We start from the raw sequence: 21,063 nt of genomic DNA on the forward strand, positions 1-21,063 counted from the left end.
TACTTGATCCTTTTCGTGCGCGGCAGTGGGCCGGGGAGCCCCCGGCCCACGTCCGCCCTCGCGTCAGGACACCGTGATGGTGCCCGTGGTGTAGGGCATGTCCCACGTGGCGACCGTGTCCAGATCGGCCGTCCTCAGCAGCCGGCCGCGCCGCCCCAGCATGCCGCCGGTGCCGAGCGTCACCTCACCCACCGGGTCGTCCTGGGCCGCGGCCTCCGCGCCGGCACCGCCGTTGACGTACGTCACCGAGTCACTGATCTGCATGGTCCTCACTCGTCCTTCGTGTCCGCGGGAGTGGTGGTGGTGCCGAGCTGTCGTGCGTGGTGCGGGTCAGCGGTCCTGGTGCCTCTCTGTGGTGCGCAGGAGGAGGAGCGACGGTACGCGCTCCGGGAATCCCGCCCGGAGAAGGCCGTGGCCGATCCCGGCGAGACCGGTCAGCAGGCCGGGGTGCGGGACTCCGTCCGGGGCACCGCTCCTGGCGTCGTTCTCCTCGACGGAGGCGAGGAGCGCCCCCGCCCGACGGATCCAGTGCGGTCGCGCCTCGGGGAGCGCCGAGTGGCCGAGGAGTTCGCACAGGCCGGCCTCGCCGTGGCACAGGCTGTCGTCGGGGGCCGCCCCGTTCTGCCCCAGTCGCCGCGCGGCCCCCCGCGCCCAGGCCGCGAGGTGCGGGTCGGCCAGGGCACCAGGTGCGTCGAGCACGGCGAGCGCGACGCCGGCGTCTCCCCGGCACCAGGCCGAGGCCCTCGCGGTGCCCGCGAGTCCGGCGCCCGGGGAGGGGGCGGAGACTCCCCTGTGGCCTCCGCCCGCTCCCGGGCCGCCGTCCGGGGAATCCGGGCCGACGGCCGCCCGGATCGCGGACAGTCCCGCGAGCCGGTACCGCTCGGCGGCCTGGCGCCCCGCCCCGACGGTCGCCTCGGCGGTGGCCTCGGTCTCGGCGAACCGCAGCAGGGCCCATCCGATCCCGGCAGCCCCCTCCGTGAAGCCCCTCCCGAGGACAGCGAGTTCGGCGACCGTGGGTTCGGCGTCCACGGGACCGACGGCGGAGGCGGCGTGGGCGGCGACGACCAGCCGGTCCGCGCAGGCCCGTGCGGCCCGCACGATCTCCGGATCAGCGCCCGATCCGCCACCCGTACCCGCGCCCGTACGCGTGCCCGCACCCGTCCCCGCATCCGTACGACCGCCGAGGGCGGCCGACAGCGCCACAAGTCCGCCCGCGAGCCCCGCGCCCACCCCGTACTCCGGCTCGGCCCCGGTCGCCGCGGCGGCCAGCCGAAGTGCGCCCGACGCCCAGGCGCCGACCTCCGGATCGTCCAGCAGCCGTGCCGTCTCGGCGAGGGCGTACGCGATGCCGCCGAGGCCGGAGAAGGCCCCCGAGCCGACCGCGCCGAGTTCCTCGGGCCGGGCGTGCAGCGCTTCGAGCAGCCCGGGCACCGGCGTCAGGGCCGTACGGGCCGCCTCGGCGTAGTGTCCGGCGCCGGTGAGGGCCGCCAACTGGGCCAGGAACAACGCCGGTCCGGTGTAGCCGTCGGCCAGGTCCGCCGCCATCGGGCCGATCCGCCAGTAGCGGTCGTCGAGAAGCTCAAGGCCGATCCAGTTGCTGCGCGGCCCCGCGCGGTACGCGAGGGAGACCAGCTGGTCACCGACGGACCGGGCCGCGGAGAGCAGCCGCTCCGGCTCGGGGGCGCGGCCCGCGGTACGGGTGCGCCGCCCGGCGGCCGGCCGGTGCGCGGGGACGCGGGAGGTCGTCGCCATCGCGGCCCGTACGATCCATTCCTGGTCCTGCCGGTCGACGGTGTCCAGGGCGTCGAGCTTCGCGGTGACGCGGGCGATGCCCGGCAGGTCCGTACGGTCCGCCGGCGGTCGTCCAGGCGCGCCCCGGACGTCGTCCCGGCCGGGCCTGGCGGTGAACAACGGAACGTCTCCGGCCCAGAGTTGGGCGATCTCCTCGTCGAGCACGCCGGGCGCGAGGACCGGACCGAACTGCTCGGTCCGCAGGGTCTCCAGGACCCGCTGCCGCGCGTTCGCGTCCTTCAGGAGGTCAGGGTGGGTCGACTCGTCGAGGAGCAGCGAGTACGCCCAGGTGGGACGCACGACCACCCGTACCTCGTCGCGCTCGAACGCCCTCAACAGTCCTGATTCTCCGCGCAGTTCGTCCACCGCCGCGCCGATGGCCGTGTACCCGGCCCGGAACCCGGCGCAGAGCGCGTCGATGTGAGCCCCCGGGTCGACCGGCCCGCCGTCCGCCACCCGTGGCCGGTTGGCGGATTCTCCGAACGTCCCGGCCCTGCGCACCAGTCGCATCCGGTCGGTGCCGGCGTCGGCGAAGTCCGCGCGTTCGACGGGCGACACGCCCTCACGGCCGCCGCCGACCGCGGACACGTCCAGAGCGCTGTGGTCGCCGACCAGGAGCTGCGGCAGCAACCCCACCCGGTACACCGAGTCGTGGAGCGCGCGGGCGGCGGGGTCGGACGTGCCGGAGCCGGGCAGCGGCGGGTGGAACAGGGTCTCCACGTCGACGAGGACCGGGTGGGCGCCGACGGCGATCAGGTTCTCGTGGTGCAGGTCGGTCCCGTCGAGCAGGTGCAGCAGCGCGAGCAGCGCGCCCTGGCGGCGGTAGAACGTCTCGACCTCCGCCGCGGAGGCGCAGGGGCCGGCGGCGACGAACTCCACCCATCCGTACCCGCCCCGGTCGAGCAGCCGCAGGGTCCGCAGGTCCACGGTGCCGGGGAGCCCGTTGAACCAGGCGACGAGGTCGTTGAAGTGGCGGTGTACGGCGAGGGGGCGCGGCTTGTACACCAGCCGCGTGCCATCGGCGAAGCGCAGCAGCATCACCGTGCGCCCGCCCCGGTGCCCGTCGCCGGCGCCGGGCTCGATGCCCACGAGCGCTCCCGGGTCGCCGCCGGACTGCGCGAGAAGACCGGAGGTCGTCAGGAGGGCGTGGTCGTCCGCGAGCCGTTCCAGCGCCTCCGCCATCGCGTCCGCCGCGTCGAGCGCCGCCCGCCCGAGGATCCGGGCGAGGACGGGACGCCCGGCCAGCAGCTCGGAGAGTCCGCGCCGGGAAGCGGTGCGCGCCAGGAAGTCCCGGAACCTGGCCCGCGAGTCGTCGCCTTCGAGCCGCCCGGCGCCGCGCGCCTCGTGCAGTTCGAGGACCAGCGTCCGCGCGGCGGCCCGCGCCAGCCTGCCGCTGAGCTGCCGCTCCAGGTCGCCCCGTACGGTGGTCAGGTCCACGAGCTCGCGCGCCCGGCCCGACAGACGCCGCTCCAACCGGGCCCCGGCGCGGCCGGTGAACGTCCGCAGGGCCCACTCGAATCCACTGAGCCCGGGCAACTCCCCCGTGGGAACGGCGGATTCGACCAGCGCGGGGGCGGCGGCCACGGCCTCCTCGGCCAGCTCGGCCCAGTCCGGCCGTTCCGCGTCCCCCTCGTCGCGGACCAGCCCGCTGTCCCACCACCGCTCGATCGCCGACAGCGACGTCGCCGCCCGCTCATGCCCGGCTCTCACCGCCATCGTCCCCTCCTCGAACCGACCGGCCCACCGCTCCGGGGCCGTGTCCGATCCTGGTACGAGGCAGGCCTGCGGGACATGGGGAACATCCCCCCATGTTTTCCCCGGAGGCCGGAATCCGCAGCGCCGGTGGAGGGGACTGCCGCGCTCCGACGGCCGGACGACCAGAGTGTCGACGCCGCGCCGCGCGCATGCCCTTCTCCTAGCCGCGCGCCCCGGGCTCCTCGCCCCGGGCGATGCCGAGGGTGGCGAGCAGGTCCTCGTGGAGTTCCATCCACACCGTGTGGCACGAGTCCTCCTTGACCCGGTCCACCCATGACAGTTCGCCGCGCCGGACCCGGGCGAGCGCGCCCGTGAAGCGGGGGCCGTACCCGCCGAGGCGGCCGATCCGCGTCCCCAGTTCGTCCGACAGCAGGTCGATGACCCCGCCCAGTTCGGTGAGTTCGTCGAGCACCCGCCCGTCCCAGGCCGCGTCCCCGTGGTCGTTGACGGCGAGCCGCCCCGCACCGTCCGGTCGCACCTGCCAGTCGGTGCACGCCCGGAGGCAGCGGGCGTTGTGGGCGAGGAACGTCTCGTACCGCTCCCGTACGAAGGGCCCGAGGCCGGCCTCCGCCAGCTCCCCGGCGAGCTGCCGCTCCCCCTCGACCCGGCCTGAGTCGGTCAGGGTCCACCCCCGCGTCCCGGCGAACGCCCGCCGGGTCACCCAGCCCCTCGCCTCGTGGTCGAGCAGCGCTTCCCGTACGACCTCGGTATCGAGCCCGTAGCGCGCCGCCGCCTCGCCGTCGTCGGCCACGCCCTTGAGCCGTACGGCGTGCAGGGCGAGCAGCTCGGGGGCGGAGACGACGGGGCCGGCCGAGGAGTCCTGGAGATCGCTGGGGTTCACCACACGTCAGAGCATAGGTCGCCGGGTCGGGGCTGGACCCGGCCCGTACGGTCCGAGGAGTTCGACGGCGTCGGCGACTACAGCGGTCTCCGCACCAGGAGGAGGGCCACGTCGTCGGTCCTGTGCGCGGCGTCCCTGACATGGAGGGTCAGCTCGTCCGCGAGCCGGTCCAGATCAGGGGCGGTCGACACCCTGAGCCGTTCCGCCAGGTCCGTCATGGCCGTACCGATGTCGAGGCCCGGCGCCTCGACGAGTCCGTCCGTGTACAGGGCGAGGACGGAGCCGGGCTCCCAGGGCAGTTCCATGGTGTCGTACGTGACGTCCGTCGCGATCCCCAGGAGGAGCCCCGGCGGGACCTCCAGCACCTCGGCGCCGCCGTCCGCCCGGCGCAGGAGGGGCGGCGGATGGCCCGCGCTCGCCAGTCGCAGCCGGTGGCGGGCGAGGTCGAACTCGGCGATCAGACAGCTCGTGAAGCGGTCGGCGTCGAGGTCGTCGAGCAGCCGGTTCGTGCGCGCCAGGATGTCGCCGGGCGACGCGCCCGCCGTCGCGTGCGCGTGGACGGCGGTCCTCACCTGCCCCATGAGCGCGGCGGCGGTCGTGTTGTGCCCCTGGACGTCACCGATGACGGCGACGACGGAGGTCGGAGTCGCGCGGACGAAGTCGTAGAAGTCCCCGCCGATGTCCATGCCGTGCCCCGCCGGCAGATAGCGGGCGGCGACGTCGAGACCCGGGAGCGGGGTCAGATGGTGCGGCAGCAGGACGTTCTGGAGGCTCCGCGCCAGGGAGCGGTTGGCGTCGTACAGCCGGGCCCTGTCCAGGGCCTGGGCGATGAGCCCGGCCAGCGAGGTGAGCAGCGCGCGCTCCGCGGACGGGAAGGGACGGGGCCGTCCGTACGAGAGGACCAGCGAGCCCACGGGGCGGCCGGAGGCGATCAGGGGCAGGAACGCCCAGGCGTTGCGGCCCTCGTAGCGCGGGGCCTGGGGATGGGCGCGGCGGAGGTCCTCGTACGTGCGGAAGAAGACGGGGACGCCGGTGGAGAGCACCTGGGCGTCGGCGACCGGCGCCGTGAGCGGTTTGCCGTCGAAGTGCTCGATGAACTCGTCGCTGTAGCCGCGGTGGCCGATGACGCGCAGCCGGCCGTCGTCGACGCTCATGAGGACGAGGCCTTCCGGACCGAAGGCGGGCACGATCTGGTCGGCGACCAGATCGACGACGTCGCGCACACCGGCCGCCTCGGCCAGGGACGCCGCGAGATGCATCAGCTGGTAGACAGCGGTCGCGCCGACCGGCTTGCCGGGGCGGTTCGGCAGCGTCGGCACGGAGGCGAACGCGGGGGCGGCGGGAGGCAGGGGCGTGGACGCCGCGGCTGAGCCGGGGGCGGTCGCGGAGTCCGGACCGGGCCCGGGCTCGGGCGCGGTCCCGGGGGTGGGGGCGGTCCCGGGGGCGGGGGTGATCACGGAGGCGGGCGCGGTCACGTCCCCGGGAACAGCCCCGGCGGCAGTCGCGGCGGGGACGGAGCCCTCGTAGGGGACGGGCCCGTCCTGCGGCCCGGGCGGCCCGCCGTGGGGCAGCGCCCCGCCCGCCTTCGGGATGATGAGCACACTGATGCCGGTCGCGTCCGGGTAGAGCTCGAACAGCAACGACGTCGCCGGCTGTCGCACCACCGTGAACGACGTCGGCCGCCGGGTCACGGCCGCGGCGCGATAGCGGTCCTCGAAGGCGGGGTCGTTCAGCCACACCAGTGCCTCCCACGGCCGCTTCCCCAGGAGCACGGCCGCATCCGCGTTCACCAGCTCGGCGCCGGCGGTGTTGATGAAGGTGATGCGCCCGTCGAGGTCCAGGGCGCAGCAGCCCACCGGCAGCCGCTCCGCGAGGTCGAGCGCGGCAGACGCGAGGCCCGGGTCGGCCTCGGAGGGACGCTCGGGGTGGACGACGTAGGGCTCGGTGGGGTGAGGCGGCGGGGGATCCTGGTCGGCGGCCCGCCGCAGCAGCCGTGCCGACAGACGACAGTGGGCGTCGAGCGTCTCCTGTTCGCGCGCGTCGAGCTCCGGCGCGTGCGAGACCGGCCAGAGCAGGACGACACCGCCCCACACGGTCGTGTCGTCGACGATGGGGACGGCCGCCAGCATGAAGTCGTACGGCAGCACGATCCCTATCCGCGGGTAGCGGTGGGCGATGTCCTGCAGGCCGCTCAGCCATACGAGCTTCCGCTCGCGGATGGCGTCGGCGACCGGGATCGGAGCGTCGACCGGGATCCGTACCCATGGCGCGGCGATCTCCCGGGACAGGCCGGAGAGGAGCACGAGGCGCAGCATCCGGTCCCCCGGGATCAGCAGGTAGACAAAACCCACGGAGGCTTCGGTGTCCCGCATGAGACCGGTGAGCACGGCGGCCATCCGGCCGTCGGCGAAGACGTCCTCGGTCCCGCTGCCCGCGCTCCCGCCCACGGGTCTCACCCGCCCGCGGCGCCCGACACGGCACCGCGCGGGTCCGGGCGCGGAGCGCGGCTGCGCTCACCGGCCCGCGTGTCCGGGCCCGGCGGCCCGGAGCGCGGTCGACGGCGGGGTACGCGCTCGTCACGCATATTCGGACGATACGTCGCCCGCCCGGCAGCCGCGCGACGGAGGCGCGGCCGGAGACGGAAGGAGGCGGGGAGGGAGACCGCCCGTCGGCTATCGTGCACCGTCGTCGGCCGTCCCACCCGTCAGGTGCGGCCAGAATCAGGAGAAGGTGCATGTCAGAGGCCCTACACGGCAGTGCGGCAGCACCCGGCGTCGGCAATCCGCCGGCCTCCGTGCGCCGGTCCGCCCGACCGCGGACGGCGGTGGGCCGCACCCTCGCCCTGGTGCTGTACGTCTGGGGGTCGGCCGCTGTCGTCTCGGGCGTCTCGTTCCTCGTCCCGAGCGCGGAATGGGTGGCCATCGGCACCGGAGTGGTGCTGTGCCTGGCCTTCGGAATGATGCTGCACCTGCTGCACCGGGGGATCTGGCTGGTCCTGCTCGCGATCGCACCCGCGCTTTTCGTGCTGGTCGGCGCGGTCCAGTACGCGCCCGAACTGGCACTCGAACGCTACGGGGTCCGTGAGGACGTCCTCGTGGTGGCCGACAGCGCCGCCGGCACCGGCGGCAAGAACCACGAACTGACCCTGCGCGGCTCCGACGGCCGGGAGCTGGCGGAGAGGTTCGTCTATCGCGGCAGCGGCGCCCCGGCCGTCGGCGACCGCCTCGCCGTCGTGCGCGACGCACGCGGCAAGGTGCCCATGGAACAGGCCGACCAGGTCGACGCGGCCGGCCGCCTGGACGCGCTCATCGGCGGCCTCGTCGCCTGGACGGTACTGGTGCTCCTCGCCGGGTGGCGCGGTCATGTCGCGCGCCGCCGTGACCTGCGGATGTACGTCGGCGGCGTCGGCCGCTGACGCACGTCGCCGCTGCCGCCCTTCGGGGCATCCCCTGGTCGCCCGCCGCGCGGCTCCGGTGCGTGCCGCGGGGGCCGGGATATCAGTGGGCGGACGTGGCGGTCGACGGCGACCGCCCGGTCGGGAAAGGCGGAAACCGTGACCGTACAGCCCATCCCCGAGGGGTATCCGCGGGTCACGCCGTACCTCTGTGTCGACGGAGCCGCGGCCGGGATCGACTTCTACGTGTCCGTGCTCGGCGCCGAGGAGCGCATGCGGATGCCGGCCCCGGACGGCAGGATCGGCCACGCGGAGCTGGCCATCGGGAACTCGGTCATCATGCTCGCGGACGAGTTCCCCGACCTCGGGTTCCGCTCCCCCAAGACGATCGGCGGCACGCCGGTCACCCTGCACGTGTACGTGGCGGACGTCGACGCGGTCTTCGCCCGGGCGCTCGCGCAGGGCGCGAAGGAACTGTCGGCGGTCAAGGACGCGTTCTACGGCGACCGCACCGGCCAGTTCGAGGACCCGTTCGGGCACCGCTGGAACGTCGCCTCGCACGTCGAGGACGTCCCCACCGAGGAGATGGACGAGCGGGCCAAGGAAGCGATGGAGTCCATGAACCCCGGGTCGAACGGCGCCTGATCCCCCGGGCCGCGCTCGCTCGCCTCAGCGGCCGTACATGCCGCGGCACAGGTCGGCCGCGCCCATGGGAGCGTCGATGTCCTCGGCCTGGCGGCACAGGCGGCGCATCGCCGGAGTCCCGGCGCTCGCCGGCCGCGGCCCGCCGCGCGTGGCGGACGGCGCCTTGGGGCGTGGCGCCCCCCGCCCGGACGGCACCGCCCGGGGTTCCGTCCGTGTACGGGTCTTCCCCGCGGCCTGCTTGGCCTGCTTGGCCTGCTTGGCCTGCTTGGCCTGCTTCGCCGAACTGCGCGTGGCCGTCGCGCCTCTGTGTGTCGGCGGCGTGGCCGTTCGCCGCTCCCGTGGCCGCCCGGTGCCAGGCGCGTCGGCGGCGCCCCCCACTCCCTGGGTGACCTGCCGTCCCCTCGGCCTCCCGGCCGGTGTGCCGGGCAGCGGTTCCGTGTCGGCGATCTCCTCGTGCGGAACGGACTGCGCGGGTACGGGCCACGCGGGGACCGGCGTGAAGATCGGTGTCGGAGACCGGTCGGCGGCCGGCGCCGGCCCTTCGGGCCCCGGCCGCGGCGGGGGCGACGGCGGGTGGGGAACGGCCACACAGCCGGCCGTGAGGAGTACGGAGAGCAGGAGGAACGTCGTACGGCGGGGGTGCATGGTGATCACCGTGCCCGAACCGGCCCGGGGCGCGTGGGCGGCTCGGACCGGGTCCACCGTCACGGGTGAACCCGGTCGTACCGAGAAGGACCCTCATTCCTCGCGCAGAGTTCTCACCAGGTCCCGAGGCAGGCCATGCGTGTCGTGGAGGTAGTGGAGGTCCTCCTCGTCCAGCGGGCGCTGGAACCGCGGGCGGGCGAGCACCTGGCGGCCGCGTTCGAGTTGCCGTCGGAACCGGCGCTCCTCGTCGAGCAGCATCCGGCGCACCTCGCCCGGGTCCGTGTCCTGCCGGAAGTGGTCCAGGGTGTGCTCGATCAGCTCGGACGGCAGGTCGCCCAGACCGCGCGTCGGGTCGTCCCGCCACAGCACGGTGAGCACGCGGCGGACCAGGCGGCGCACCACGTACCCCCGTCCGGTGCTGCCGGGGCGCACCCCGTCGCCGCTCACCACGACGGCCGAGCGCAGGTGGTCGTGGACGAGACGCCGGGTCGGTTCGTCCAGCGTCCAGATCAGGGGGACGAGGCGGCGCCAGGGGTCGAAGACGTCGCATTCGAACACGGACGGCTTCCCCTGGAGCAGGGAGGCGAGCCGCTCCAGGCCGAGCCCGGTGTCGATGTTGCGCTGGGGAAGCGGGATGAGGGAGCCGTCGTCGAGGCGGCGATGCCGCATCATCACGTGGTTCCACACCTCCACCCAGCGGTCGTCCTCGGTGGGGGTCGAGCGTGGCGGGGTGTCCCCGCTCCACAGGAAGATCTCCGAGTCGGGGCCGCAGGGGCCGGTCGGCCCGTTGGACCACCAGTTGTCGGTGACGGTGAGCTCCACGGGGACGCCGCGGTTCTGCCAGAGTTCCAGCGAGGCGCTGTCCTGTCCCGTCCGCTCGTCCCCGGCGTACACCGTGGCGTGGAGCAGGCCCGGGTCGACGCCGAGGCCCTCGGTGAGCAGGTCGTATCCCCATTCGAGGCTCTGGGGGCCCTCGTAGTCGCCGAGCGACCAGGTCCCGAGCATCTCGAAGACGGTCAGATGGGTGGCGTCACCGACCTCTTCCAGGTCCGTGGTGCGCAGACAGCGCTGTACATTGACGAGGCGTCGGCCCATCGGGTGGGGACGCCCCTCCAGGTAGGGGGTGAGCGGGTGCATGCCGGAGGTGGTGAACAGGACCGGGTCGCCCGGCGGTGGCAGCAGCGTCGATCCGGTGACGCGGCGGTGGCCGCGCTCCTCGAAGTACTCGACGAACGTGCGGACGATGTGCTCGGTCTTCATGGGATGGCTCCTTCGCGTACGGCAAGGGAGGCACCGGAGAACGGGCCGGCGGGGTCGTCGAAGCGGGCGGAGGAGCCACGGAACCACCGGAGGGCCGTTTCCGGTCGCCGGTGGGAGGGGGAAGGTCAGGCGGCGGCAACCGGCGAGCTGGTCGCTCGCGCGGTCGCGGTGAGGCTTCGGCCGGTGACGTTCATACGAGCGACGGTAACGCGTCGCCGTCGTTCGGGCACGCGATTATTCACGCGGCCGGGCAGGGGCCGGGCCCGCCGGCCCCGCGGTGCCGGAGAGGAGGACGAGCCCCTCGCGGCCCGGGGGCGCGCAGGCGTGCGTGCGTCGCCAACGCCGTCGAGGCGGGGGGCGTCGTGATGGCGGCCCTCCTCCTCTGCATACTCGTCCGAGGCCCGAAGGGCACTCGGGCGAAGGCTCCGGGGAAGGATGACGACAGTTTGCGCGGAATTACGGAACGTTCTCCAGAAGGATCGTTTCCTTCCGCATGAAGCTGTTCTGAATACTGGTCAGGAACAGTTGAGGGGTTGACGATCGCCGGTGGCGGGCAGGTTTGGAGGGCCGCGCGCCGGGCATCGTCCGGCGTCACGGCAGTGCGGCCGTCACCACGTGCGGGAGTGCACACAGCCCAACCGCGTCCCTCCGCGGCCGAACGAAGAAGGAGGTTGGTCCCCATGACAGTGCGTGCTCTCGAGCAGCCCCGGCTGTGGATGCCCTATCCACTGCGGGTGAATCCGTATCTGTCGGCCCTGCACGAGGAGAGCGAGACGTGGGCGCGCGCGATGGGCATGCTGGACGGCGCGGAAGGACCGTCGGGCCATCCCCCTATATGGACCCGGTCGCAGTTCCACGCCATGACGGTCGATCAGTTGACCGCCTGGGCCCTGCCCGACGCCTCGTTCGCCGACCTCCGGCTCAACCACCGTTTCAACATCTGGGCGTTGGCCTGGGACGACTACTTCGCCGCCGCGTTCAAGCAGACCGGCGACCTGCCCGGCGCCGTGGCCTTCACCGCCCGGCTGCACGAGTTCCTGCGACCGGACTTCGGCAGCGGCGCCCGCACGCCCGTGCCGTCCAACCCGGTCGAGCGGGGCATCGCCGATCTGCAGCGGCACTTCTTCCCGCCCCGACTGGCGCACTGGCGGCACGAGTTCAACCGGGCCCTGGTGCGCTACGTCGACGCGGGGGTCGAGGAGCTGGCCAACAGCCGCGGCGGCCGCGTCCCCCACCTGATCGAGTACGCCCCGTTCCGGCGCGAGAGCTTCGCCGCCCACACCGCCCCGTACTCCGTCGAGCTGGCCACCGGCGCGCGCATACCCGAGCAGATACGGCACAGCCGTACCGTACGTGCCCTGCTCGACGCCTTCATGGACTACATGGGGCTGGCCAACGACCTGGCGTCGTACGAGCGGGAGGTCAACGAGGAGCACGACGTCAACAACCTGGTCGTGGTCCTCGGCGCGTCCCTGGGCATCGCCCTCCACGACGCCGTGCCCGCGGCCCTGAATCTGGTGAACACCCGGCTGCGGGACTTCGAGCACCTCCGGCAGAGCGAACTGCCGCAGCTGGTACGGCGGTCGGGGCTCGATCACGACGAGCGGGCCGAGCTGGAGACCTGGCTCCAGGGGGCCTGCGGCTTCCTGTCCGGCCTCCACGCCTGGTACACGGGAGCGCCCCGTTACGCCGCCGCGGACCTCTCCGTGCCGGAACAGCGGCAGCGGTCCTGATCCGGCGAGGGGGATACCGGCGTACGGGCGTCGGCAGCCCCCTCGACGTGCGGCCTACCTCATCCGCAGGAGGTGCTTGAGCCGCGTCCGCCACGAGGGGCGGGGTGCGGGCCGGTGCTCCGGCTCGGGCACGGGCTCCGGCTCGGCCGTCTGCCACGGCGGCGCCTCCGGCGTCCCGACGCTCGGGGCCGGCGGGGCCGGCAGCGGGCTCGGCACGTCGAACTCCTGGGGGGCGCGGGCGGCGAAGCTCACGGGCAGCGCCGTCAGGTGCCGGGCCCAGGTGGAGGAACGCCAGGTCAGGTCCTCCTCCGGGATCGACAGGGCGATGTCGGGGAGCCGGGTGAGCAGGATGTCGATGCCGGTGTCGGCGATGATGCGGCCGATGTCCTGGCCGGGGCACTCGTGGGTGCCGGCGCTGAAGGACAGGTGCGCGCGGTTGTGGTGCACCGGCGTCGCGGGATCCGGACGGATCGCCTCGTCGACGTTTCCGGCGGCGAGGCCGAGCAGGAGCATGTCTCCCGCCTTGATCTGCTGTCCGCCCAGGGTGGTGTCGCCGTTGGCCCAGCGGCCCGGGCACACCATCAGCGGGGGCTCGTCCCAGAGGACCTGCTCCACCGCTTCCGGCAGGGTCATCTGACCGCCGGCCAGCGATCCGCGGAACCGGGGGTCGGTGACCACCATGCGCAGCACGTTGGACATGAGGTTGGCGGTCGTCTCGTACCCGGCGAGCAGGATGAGACGCAGGTGGTGCTGCACCTCCTCGTCCGACAGGTTCGCGGGGTGGGCCATCAGCGCGGACGCGATGTCCTGTCCCGGGCGGACCCGCTTGGCGTCGACGAGCTGCGCGAGGCTCTCCAGGACGAACGCGTTGCTGGCGAGCGAGGTCTCGGTGGCCTTGAAGAGGTCACGGGCGGCGTGGACGAGCCGGGGGCCCGCCTCGTCCGACATGCCGAGCAGGTGGGTCAGCGTGAGCATGGGGACGTGCTCGGTGAACTGGCCGACCAGTTCCGCCTCGCCGTCCTCGCAGAAGGTGTCGATCACCTGGTGCGCGAAGCGGGTGATGTGACGGCGGATGCCCCGGTGGTCGAACTGGCTGAGGCCGGCCGTGACCGCGCCGCGCAGCCGCTGGTGCTCCTCGCCGTCCGCGCAGACACAGTCGGGGCGCCAGCCGATCATCGGCACCAGCGGCGAGGTGGCGGGGTCGATCTCGCCGCTGCGCCAGCCGTGCCAGACGCGGGGGTCGCGGGAGAACTGGGTCGGGCGGCTGGCCACGTCGCGGTTCTCGAGGTAGCCGAGGACGAGCCAGGCGCGTACGTCGCCGTCGAGCAGCACGGGTGCCACCGGACCGTGTTTGGCGCGCAGTTCCTCGTACAGGCCCATGGGGTCCGTCTCGGCGGCGCCGCCGTAGAGGCGGGTCGCTCCACCGGGTCCGGTGGCGAGGTGGGCCGGGCAGCCCGGAGGGGGGATCGCCCCGGGCATCGCGGTGGTGTGTTCGGCGGGTGGGTGGGTCATGCGGTCTCCTGGGCGGCGGCGAGGGTGCGCAGGTAGACCATCAGCGACAGCAGGGCGTCACGGCAGGACGCCCGGTCACGTGCGTCACAGGTGACTATGGGCACGGATTCGCTGAGGGCCAGAGCAGCGCGCAGGTCTTCTACGGGGTGGTGCGGAGCCTCAGGGAACGTGTTGACGGCCACGACGAAGGGGACGCGGCGGTCCTCGAGGCGGGTGATGACTTCGAAACAGACTTCGATCCTGCGGGTGTCGACGAGGACGACGGCGCCGAGCGCGCCTTCGAAGATGCCGTTCCACAGGAACCAGAAGCGTTCCTGTCCCGGCGTCCCGAACAGATAGAGGATCAGCTCCTCGTTGATGCTGATCCGTCCGAAGTCCATGGCGACGGTCGTGGTGTTCTTGCCGTGGGCGCCGGGGTTGTGGTCGATGCCCACGCCCGCCTGCGTCATGGTCTCCTCGGTGGTCAGCGGCGGGATCTCGCTGACCGCGCCGACCATGGTCGTCTTGCCGACGCCGAAGCCTCCGACGATCACGACCTTGACGCCCCTGGCACTGTGGGGCAGCGGCATGTCCGCGCCGTGGGGGCCGGCGACGCGTACGTCAGAGCTTGCGTAGTCCATGGATCACCGCCTCCAGCAGGCCGCGTTCGGGGAATGCCGCGACGGGCACGGGTGCGATGGCCTCGACCCGTTCGTCCTCGACGAGTTGGGAGAGCAGCGTGGTGACGACGCTGAACGGAAGGCTGAGGTACGCCGACACCTCGGCCACCGAGAGCGGGTAGGCGCACATCGTGAGGATGGCCGCCTGCTCGGGCTGCATCGCGGCGTCGGGCTCGGAGCGCGTCGCGATGAGGGTGACCAGATTGAAGGTGTTCGCCGCGGAACCCGTGCCCCCGGTAATGACGTAGAGCGGAACGGGATCGGTTTCATTCCAGGGGTCCTGGTTCTCCGATGTCACATCGCCTGCCCGACGTCCTCACGAGGAGGGCTGGTCATGTGCTGCCCGATCCGGACCACCAGCGTCCGCATGCGGTCACCCAGCAGGCCGGCGTCCACCTGGTCGTCGGCGAGTACCGCGAGGTAGGCGCCGGGGCCGGCCGCCATCAGGGAGAAGTAACCGCCGTCGGCCTCGATCCCGACCATCCGCGTCGAGCCGTCCCCCTCGGGGAACCGCTGGGCGATGGCCCTCGCCAGGCTCTGGATGCCGGAGCAGGCCGCGGCGATCGCGTCGGCCGTGTCGGGCTCCGTGTTCGACTGCCCGATGCACAGGCCGTCCGCCGACAGCACGACGACATGTCGTACGTACGGGACGCCGCCCACGAGCTCCTTGAGCATCCAGTCCATGTTCGGCAGTGGCAGCATGTTACTCGACCTCATCTGAAGGCTCGCTGTGTGCGGGGGAAGGTTCGGCGGCCGCGCGCTTGTCGCCGTTGAAGGCCTCCCACATCAGACCCGGCTGACGGGTCGTGCCGGAGGATCCCCGGGTCGCGGCCGGAGCGGGGGGCGTGGGGCCCACCTGGACGATCGGCGTCTGGACGGGTGTCTCGCGTCGCCGCTGCGGGAGTCCGTTGACGGTCTTCCTGACCTCCACGGATTCCTTCGGGGCGTCGCCCGGGGGCGTCGGCCTGGGCAGGATCGGGCCTCCCGTGCGCCGCCGGGCGGGCGGCTGCGGATACCGCACGGCGGACTGCGGCACGGTGGTGATCAGATTCCGGGGAACCAGCACCACGGCCCGTACGCCTCCGTAGGCGGAGGTGCGCAGGTCGACCTCGCAGCCGTGCTCGCGGGCCAGCCGGCTGACGACGGGCAGACCGAGCTGCGTCACCTCGCCGAGTCCGGCCAGGTGGATGCCCGACGCCGACTGCGCCATGATGCGCTCGACGCGCTGGCGGACCTCTTCGGTGAGTCCGACCCCGCGGTCCTCGATCTCGATGGCGATGCCGGAGGGCACCTCGCTCGCGGACACCTCCACCGGGGTGTGCGGCGGCGAGAACGTGGTGGCGTTGTCGAGCAGTTCGGCGAGGAGGTGCATGAGCGGCTCGGCTCCGGGGCCGACGACGGCCACGGCGGTCACCGACTGCAGCTTCACCCGGGGGAAGTCGACGATGCGGGACATGGCTCCGCGCAGCACGTCGTAGAGCGGGATCGCCTTCGACCACTGCCGTCCGGGCCGCGCGTCGCCGAGGACGGCGATGCTGGCCGCGAGGCGGCCGATGAGGGCGGTGCGGTGGTCGACGCCCTGGAGGCCGCGGGAGACCACGAGATCCGTGCCGTGGAGGATCTGCATCGAGTGCAGGTCCTTGGCGAGCTGGTGCACGATCGCCTGGACGCGGCGCGCGACGGCGACGAGGGCACGCTGGGAGGCGTCCCTGGTGTACTCCTCGGCCTCCACCGCTTCCAGGAGCGTCTGCAGAGCACCCCGGACCGCTTCGGTGAAGTCCTCGTCGAGGTGCTCGCCGAAGTTGACGGACCGCAGGATCTCCGATGCGGGGTCGCCCTTCTTCATCCGGGCGACCGCGGCCGGGAGGAGCTCCTCCGCGAGCCAGACGGTGGTGGCGCGCTGATCGGCCAGCCGTCCGAGAAGTGCGGACTCCCGCTGCGCGTAGTACTCCTGCGCGTCGGCGATCGCCTGCTCGTAGCGCACGACGGCCCCCGACCGCAGTCGGCGCGCGGTCACGGCGGACGCGACGGCCGTCAGCGCGACCGCGGCGAGACCGCACCAGGCGACCGGTGTCCGTATCTGTGCGGAGGAGAAAAGAAACGCTATGGCAAAGGCTCCGGCCAGAACTCCAGGGGGGAGGAGCCAGACGCGATCGCCCGCGGGTGGCCGGGCTCTGGAAATTGAACCTGCACGAACCATCAAGGGGTCCCTAATCAGTCTGGAATGAACGGACTGAGGTGATGCGATGCACCGACAGGAACGAATCGGGCTTCTTTGGGGCGAGTGCCACGTTCCGTCCGCGCGACACCACAGCGTTCATGACTCGCTGTGATCGCAGCGCAACACACGGGGGAGCATAGTCAGTTCGGGTTCACCATGTGACCGTGCTGGAAGGGCTGCCTCCAGTGGTCATTCTCGACCCATAAAACGACTAATCACTGCACGGAAAATGCAATGACCCGATCACATCGTGGCGCCCATTCATCAGATTTCGCGGCAGCCGAACAGACGACCGCCCCGCGGAGCACCGGACCCACCGGACCCACGAACCCCTCCCGAGCCTGACCGCCACCCCATCCCGTGTGACGTGCGTCACGCCTTAAAGGTCTATTAAGGAACAAGGTCGGGAAGCTTCTGATTTCAGCGGCATTGAGGTCAGTTGACGCTCCCTTTGAACGATGGTCAAGATCTCCACGACTTCGCCACACCTCACTCGGCTTCGCCTCATCTGGAGCACTCGATGCGCAACAGGGCTGCCCTGACCACAGCAGTCATTCCCATCGCCCGGGAAACAGCGCGCCCGGAGCACCCGACCGATCGCGTCTTCGGGAAGGTCGCCGAGCCCCACCGCGGCGGCGCGGGAGCCCGCGGGCAGGACATCGAACTCTTCGACGCCACCGTGCGGCTGCCGAAGGTTCCGGCCCATGCCGCGACACCCTCCCCCGGGTCGCGCCGGTCCCGGCCCGCCCACACGGCGCCCCCCGCGTGGCGGTCCATGTCGCTTCCGCTGATGGTCGCGGGCGCGCTCTCCGCGGGGCTCGCCGGCGCGCTGACCGTCTGGCTCTCCGCCGGCCCCGAGCCCACCCCGCCCTCGCACCCGTCCCTCGCGCTCCCCGGCCTCGCGACGGCCGCGACCGCGCCGACGACCCCCTCGACCGGCGGACTCCCCCCGACCGGCGCGCACCCGTCGGCCGGGGAGAGCGCGCATGTCCGTGTCCCACGGGCGACCCCTCCCCCGGCCCCGGCCGCACCCGCGCCCTCGGCCACCCCCTCCCGCGCCGCCGCGTCCACGCCCTCCCCCGCCCCCACGACGACACCCCCGCCGCCTTCCTCGCACCAGCCCCATCGGCCCCCACGGCCCACGTCGCGCGAGCTCGCCCTGGGCAGCGCCGGCCCCGAAGTCGCCGATCTCCAGCGGCGGCTCCAGCGGCTCTACCTCTATCTCGGGTCGGCCGACGGGGTGTTCACCGAGCCCGTGGGTGAGGCCCTGAGCCGTTTCCAGATCGCGCGGAACATCCCGGAGAGGCCCGGCGTCTACGGCCCCCTCACCCGCACCGCCCTGCGGGCCGAGACCGACTGAGTCCAGGCGCCCGCCCCGCCCCAGCTCGCCCCACCCCCTCATGGAACCCCAGAAAAGGACCAGCACATGAGCACCACCGGAAGAACGGGCCGTCGGCTGAGCAGCGCCGTGGCACTCGGCGTCGTCCTCGGCATCACCGCCGCGGGCCCCGCCCTCGCCACGCCCCTCACCCCTGCCGCCACCCCCGCCCCGGGGAGCACCCGAACCTGCCCGGCTCCCGGCGAGGAACCCGGTATCGGTCACGAACCGCGGTTCACCGACACCAACGTGGCCCTGTTCGCCGGCGGCGACTACACCGCCGACGGCGCGTCCGCCGAGGCCGAGGGTCTGCTGGTCGTCGGCGGGAACGCCACCTTCGCCAAGGCGTCCGGCGGCGTGTTCAACGTGGGCCGCGCCGGCGCGGGTTCCGGCATCGTGCCGCCGCCCGGCTCGGTCATGCTGGCCGTGGGCGGGGACCTGGCGATAGCCGATGGGACGACGGTCGACGTCGGCCACGGCCTGTCCTCCGCCTCCGGCCACGGCGGCGCCGTCCGCGTCGGCGGCGCCATCGGCGAGAAGGGCAGGCTGGAGACGAACGGCGGGAGCCGCTCGTCGGGCCTGGGCGCGCGCGAGGCCCTCACGCCGTACGACACGTTCGCCGGCACCGTACGGGACGAGTCGGCGTCCCTCGGGTCGCTGAAGCCCACGGGTACGAGCGTGCGCCGGGGCGACACCGTCACCTTCGAGGGCGGTCAGGCGGGCACCACCGGCCCGCAGGTGTTCGAGATCTCCGCCAAGGAGCTGGACGGCGCCTCGTCCTTCGACTTCCGGTCGATTCCCGGACGATCCGCCGTCGTGGTGAACGTGACGGGGCGTCAGGCGGTGAGCGTCTCGCCCCTGTCCGTCGGCTTCAACGGCGACCGCGTCGACGGGTACGACTCCGCGCACTTCGGCGAGGCCGCCTCGCGGATCCTCTACAACTTCGAGGCGTCCCCGTCGCTCACCCTCGGCGGCGGAGGGAACTTCATGGGGTCGATCCTCGCTCCCGAGGCGTCCGCGGACCTGACGGCCAGCACGAACGGCCGCGTCTACGTCGGCGGCGACCTGCGGACCCACGGCACGGGGAACGAGACGCACAACTATCCGTGGACCGGCTCCTCGACCTTCACCTGCAAGCCCACGCCCGAGGGCCCGGGCGCCACCCCCACGCCGACCCCCTCCTCCACGACGCCCCCCGCCTCGTCACCGTCCCCCTCCCCCTCGCAGCCCGCGGAGGAGGTCCCGGGGACCCCGGAGACGACGGCGCCCGAGGGCTCGGCACCGCCCGCCGAGAACAGCTCCGCGCCCGCCGCGCCCGGTACGACGCCGCCCTCGCCGTCCGCCACCGAGCCCGGCGACAGCTCCCTCGCGACCACGGGTGCGCAGCTCACGCCCTACGCCGTCGCCGCCGCGTCCCTGGGTGCGGTCGGTGCCGCGATCCTCGTGCTCACCCGTCGTCGGCGCGCGGGCACCCAGCGCTGACCCCATGATCCGACGGCACGCCCGCCCACGGGCGGGGCCACGAACGCACACTCCGCAGAGCCGCCCTCCGGCCGGGACGACCTCCCGGCCGGAGGGCGGCTCTGTGCCGTTTCGCTCCCTCGGCGCGCTCACCCCGCCCCGACGGATACCTAGGGGGGTATTTGACTTGCCGCGAGGAGTCCCCTTACGGTCGAGTTCGCACATACCCAGGGGGGTATCAGAAGCCTAGGGGTACCCCGGTACGTGCATACCGCACGAAAGGATGGCCGTGTTCTTCGCCCAGTACTACCTCGACTGCCTCTCCCAGGCGTCCTACCTGATCGCCGACGAGCGGACCGGCCAGGCGGTGGTCGTCGACCCGCGCCGGGACGTCTCCGAGTACCTGTCCGACGCCCGCACCCACGGCCTGACCGTGGTCGGCGTCATCAACACCCACTTCCACGCCGACTTCGTCGCCGGCCATCTGGAGCTGGCCGACAGCACCGGCGCCTGGATCGGCTACGGCCGCCGGGCCGAGACCGAGTACCCGATCCGTGAGCTGGCCGAGGGCGAGCGGATCGCCCTCGGCGACGTCGTCCTGGAGATCATGGAGACGCCGGGGCACACCCCGGAGTCGATCAGCGTCCTGGTGTACGAGCACGACGACGACACCGTCCCGTACGGCGTCCTCACCGGCGACGCGCTGTTCATCGGCGACGTCGGCCGCCCGGATCTGCTCGCCTCCGTGGGCGTCACCGCCGAGGCACTCGGCGCGATGCTCCACGACAGCGTCCAGAACAAGCTGATGGCCCTCCCCGACGAGGTGCGGGTCTTCCCCGCGCACGGGGCCGGCTCCGCCTGCGGCAAGAGCCTCTCCACCGAGAAGTGGTCCACGATCGGGACGCAGCGCGCCACCAACTACGCCTGCGCGCCGATGAGCCGCGACGCCTTCGTCGCGCTGGTCACCGCCGGCCAGTCCACCGCGCCGGGCTACTTCGCGTACGACGCCGAACTCAACCGCAAGAACCGGGGCCGCTACGACGCCACGGCGGCGGCGCACCCGCTCTCCCGGGCCGAGTTCGCCCGGCTGCGCCGCTCGGGCGCGGTCGTCGTCGACGCGCGCTCACCCCAGGACTTCGCGGCGGGCCATCTGGCCGGCGCGGTGAACGTTCCCGCCGACGGCCGGTTCGCCGAGCAGGCCGGCAGCGTCCTCGACCCCGCCGACGAGCTGGTCGTCATCGCGCCCGAGAACCGCGCGGAGGAGGTCGTCACCCGCCTCGCCCGGATCGGCTTCGACCGCGTGGCGGGCCACCTGCGCGACCCCGAGGACGCCCTGGAGGAGCTGGCCGACGAGGTCGGCCCGGCGAGCCGGCTGACCGCCGCCCAGCTCCGGGCCGCGCTCGCGGGCGAGCACCCTCCGGTCGTCGTGGACGTCCGCACCCACGGGGAGCGCGAGACGAACGGCTTCCTCGACGACGCCCTGCACATCCCCCTCAGCGAGCTTCCCCGGCGCACGGCCGAGCTGCCCACCGACCGACCCCTGGTCGTGCACTGCGCCGGCGGCCATCGCTCCTCCATCGCGGCGAGCCTGCTGCGCCACCGCGGCTTCGTGGACGTCTCCGACGTGCTGGGCGGCCACGCGGCCCTGGCGCAGCCCACGGCCCCTGCCGCCGTCTGATCCTCCACGGATCTTCGACCCCTCCGTCCGCCCCTCCATCCCTCCATCCCTCCATCCCTCCATCCCTCCATCCCTCCATCCCTCCATCCG

At 73.0% G+C, this 21,063-nt stretch carries 17 protein-coding genes; 6 read left to right on the forward strand and 11 right to left on the reverse strand.

From position 1 onward, the window contains the following. Positions 1–63: 63 nt before the first annotated feature. The 4 genes from ACIP8Z_RS03280 to ACIP8Z_RS03295 all read right to left on the reverse strand — a co-directional run bounded on the left by ACIP8Z_RS03280 (position 64) and on the right by ACIP8Z_RS03295 (position 6,834). Complete coding sequence (locus ACIP8Z_RS03280) at positions 64–264, reverse strand: hypothetical protein (RefSeq protein WP_030319469.1); 201 nt, start codon at positions 262–264, stop codon at positions 64–66. 66 nt (positions 265–330) lie between these two features. Beyond that, positions 331–3,507 (reverse strand): type 2 lanthipeptide synthetase LanM family protein, encoded by a 3,177-nt coding sequence (locus tag ACIP8Z_RS03285; protein ID WP_402078068.1) that lies wholly within the window; start codon positions 3,505–3,507, stop codon positions 331–333. A 199-nt stretch (positions 3,508–3,706) separates the two neighbouring features. Further along, positions 3,707–4,390 carry a transcriptional regulator gene (locus ACIP8Z_RS03290; RefSeq protein WP_402078070.1) on the reverse strand — a complete coding sequence of 228 codons (684 nt, stop codon included), beginning with the start codon at positions 4,388–4,390 and terminating at the stop codon, positions 3,707–3,709. Between the two features lie 74 nt (positions 4,391–4,464). Continuing rightward, positions 4,465–6,834 (reverse strand): SpoIIE family protein phosphatase, encoded by a 2,370-nt coding sequence (locus ACIP8Z_RS03295; RefSeq protein ID WP_402078073.1) that lies wholly within the window; start codon positions 6,832–6,834, stop codon positions 4,465–4,467. Between the two features lie 287 nt (positions 6,835–7,121). Here ACIP8Z_RS03295 and ACIP8Z_RS03300 point away from each other — a divergent pair, with 287 nt between their 5' ends. Then, on the forward strand, positions 7,122–7,802 hold the full coding sequence (locus ACIP8Z_RS03300; RefSeq protein ID WP_402078075.1) for a hypothetical protein: 681 nt from the start codon (positions 7,122–7,124) through the stop codon (positions 7,800–7,802). Positions 7,803–7,940: 138 nt separating this feature from the next. Further along, a complete protein-coding gene (locus tag ACIP8Z_RS03305) occupies positions 7,941–8,426 on the forward strand; it encodes a VOC family protein (protein WP_402078078.1) in 486 nt (161 codons plus the stop codon). Between the two features lie 24 nt (positions 8,427–8,450). Here the strand turns inward: ACIP8Z_RS03305 and ACIP8Z_RS03310 are convergent, their stop codons facing one another. Together ACIP8Z_RS03310 and ACIP8Z_RS03315 are read right to left on the reverse strand one after the other, a co-directional pair. Then, positions 8,451–9,134 (reverse strand): hypothetical protein, encoded by a 684-nt coding sequence (locus tag ACIP8Z_RS03310; RefSeq protein ID WP_402078081.1) that lies wholly within the window; start codon positions 9,132–9,134, stop codon positions 8,451–8,453. Between the two features lie 30 nt (positions 9,135–9,164). After that, positions 9,165–10,331, reverse strand: a complete 1,167-nt coding sequence (locus ACIP8Z_RS03315) for an alanine--tRNA ligase-related protein (protein WP_402078083.1) — start codon at positions 10,329–10,331, stop codon at positions 9,165–9,167. A gap of 680 nt (positions 10,332–11,011) precedes the next feature. On the opposite strand from ACIP8Z_RS03315, the gene ACIP8Z_RS03320 reads away from it, so the two are divergent. After that, on the forward strand, positions 11,012–12,064 hold the full coding sequence (locus ACIP8Z_RS03320; RefSeq protein WP_402078086.1) for a hypothetical protein: 1,053 nt from the start codon (positions 11,012–11,014) through the stop codon (positions 12,062–12,064). 54 nt (positions 12,065–12,118) lie between these two features. Here ACIP8Z_RS03320 and ACIP8Z_RS03325 read toward each other — a convergent pair whose 3' ends face one another. Genes ACIP8Z_RS03325 through ACIP8Z_RS03345 form a run of 5 tightly spaced genes read right to left on the reverse strand, consistent with a single transcriptional unit; the run spans position 12,119 to position 16,219 of the window. After that, the gene (locus tag ACIP8Z_RS03325; RefSeq protein WP_402078089.1) at positions 12,119–13,576 is read right to left on the reverse strand and encodes a cytochrome P450; all 1,458 of its coding nucleotides are present in this window, start codon (positions 13,574–13,576) and stop codon (positions 12,119–12,121) included. After that, positions 13,573–14,196 carry an ATP/GTP-binding protein gene (locus ACIP8Z_RS03330; RefSeq protein WP_319311965.1) on the reverse strand — a complete coding sequence of 208 codons (624 nt, stop codon included), beginning with the start codon at positions 14,194–14,196 and terminating at the stop codon, positions 13,573–13,575. The genes ACIP8Z_RS03325 and ACIP8Z_RS03330 overlap by 4 nt, the downstream gene beginning before the upstream one ends. Then, positions 14,177–14,533, reverse strand: coding sequence for a DUF742 domain-containing protein (locus ACIP8Z_RS03335; protein ID WP_266901946.1), 357 nt, complete (start codon positions 14,531–14,533; stop codon positions 14,177–14,179). Before ACIP8Z_RS03335 ends, ACIP8Z_RS03330 begins: the two co-directional genes overlap by 20 nt. Next, positions 14,530–14,937: a roadblock/LC7 domain-containing protein gene (locus ACIP8Z_RS03340; RefSeq protein WP_229312772.1), complete on the reverse strand. Its 408-nt coding sequence runs from the start codon at positions 14,935–14,937 to the stop codon at positions 14,530–14,532. The genes ACIP8Z_RS03335 and ACIP8Z_RS03340 overlap by 4 nt, the downstream gene beginning before the upstream one ends. A gap of 1 nt (position 14,938) precedes the next feature. After that, positions 14,939–16,219 (reverse strand): ATP-binding protein, encoded by a 1,281-nt coding sequence (locus tag ACIP8Z_RS03345; RefSeq protein ID WP_402078092.1) that lies wholly within the window; start codon positions 16,217–16,219, stop codon positions 14,939–14,941. Positions 16,220–16,976: 757 nt separating this feature from the next. Between ACIP8Z_RS03345 and ACIP8Z_RS03350 the strand changes: the two genes are divergently transcribed. The 3 genes from ACIP8Z_RS03350 (at position 16,977) to ACIP8Z_RS03360 (ending at position 20,973) form a co-directional block, all read left to right on the forward strand. Beyond that, a complete protein-coding gene (locus ACIP8Z_RS03350; RefSeq protein ID WP_402078094.1) occupies positions 16,977–17,816 on the forward strand; it encodes a peptidoglycan-binding protein in 840 nt (279 codons plus the stop codon). A 66-nt stretch (positions 17,817–17,882) separates the two neighbouring features. Further along, on the forward strand, positions 17,883–19,316 hold the full coding sequence (locus ACIP8Z_RS03355; RefSeq protein ID WP_402078096.1) for a choice-of-anchor A family protein: 1,434 nt from the start codon (positions 17,883–17,885) through the stop codon (positions 19,314–19,316). Positions 19,317–19,584: 268 nt separating this feature from the next. Beyond that, a complete protein-coding gene (locus ACIP8Z_RS03360; RefSeq protein WP_402078099.1) occupies positions 19,585–20,973 on the forward strand; it encodes a rhodanese-like domain-containing protein in 1,389 nt (462 codons plus the stop codon). The last annotated feature ends 90 nt before the right edge of the window (positions 20,974–21,063 follow it).

The sequence above is a fragment of the Streptomyces sp. NPDC088553 genome, assembly GCF_044752965.1.
Classification (GTDB): Bacteria; Actinomycetota; Actinomycetes; order Streptomycetales; family Streptomycetaceae; genus Streptomyces.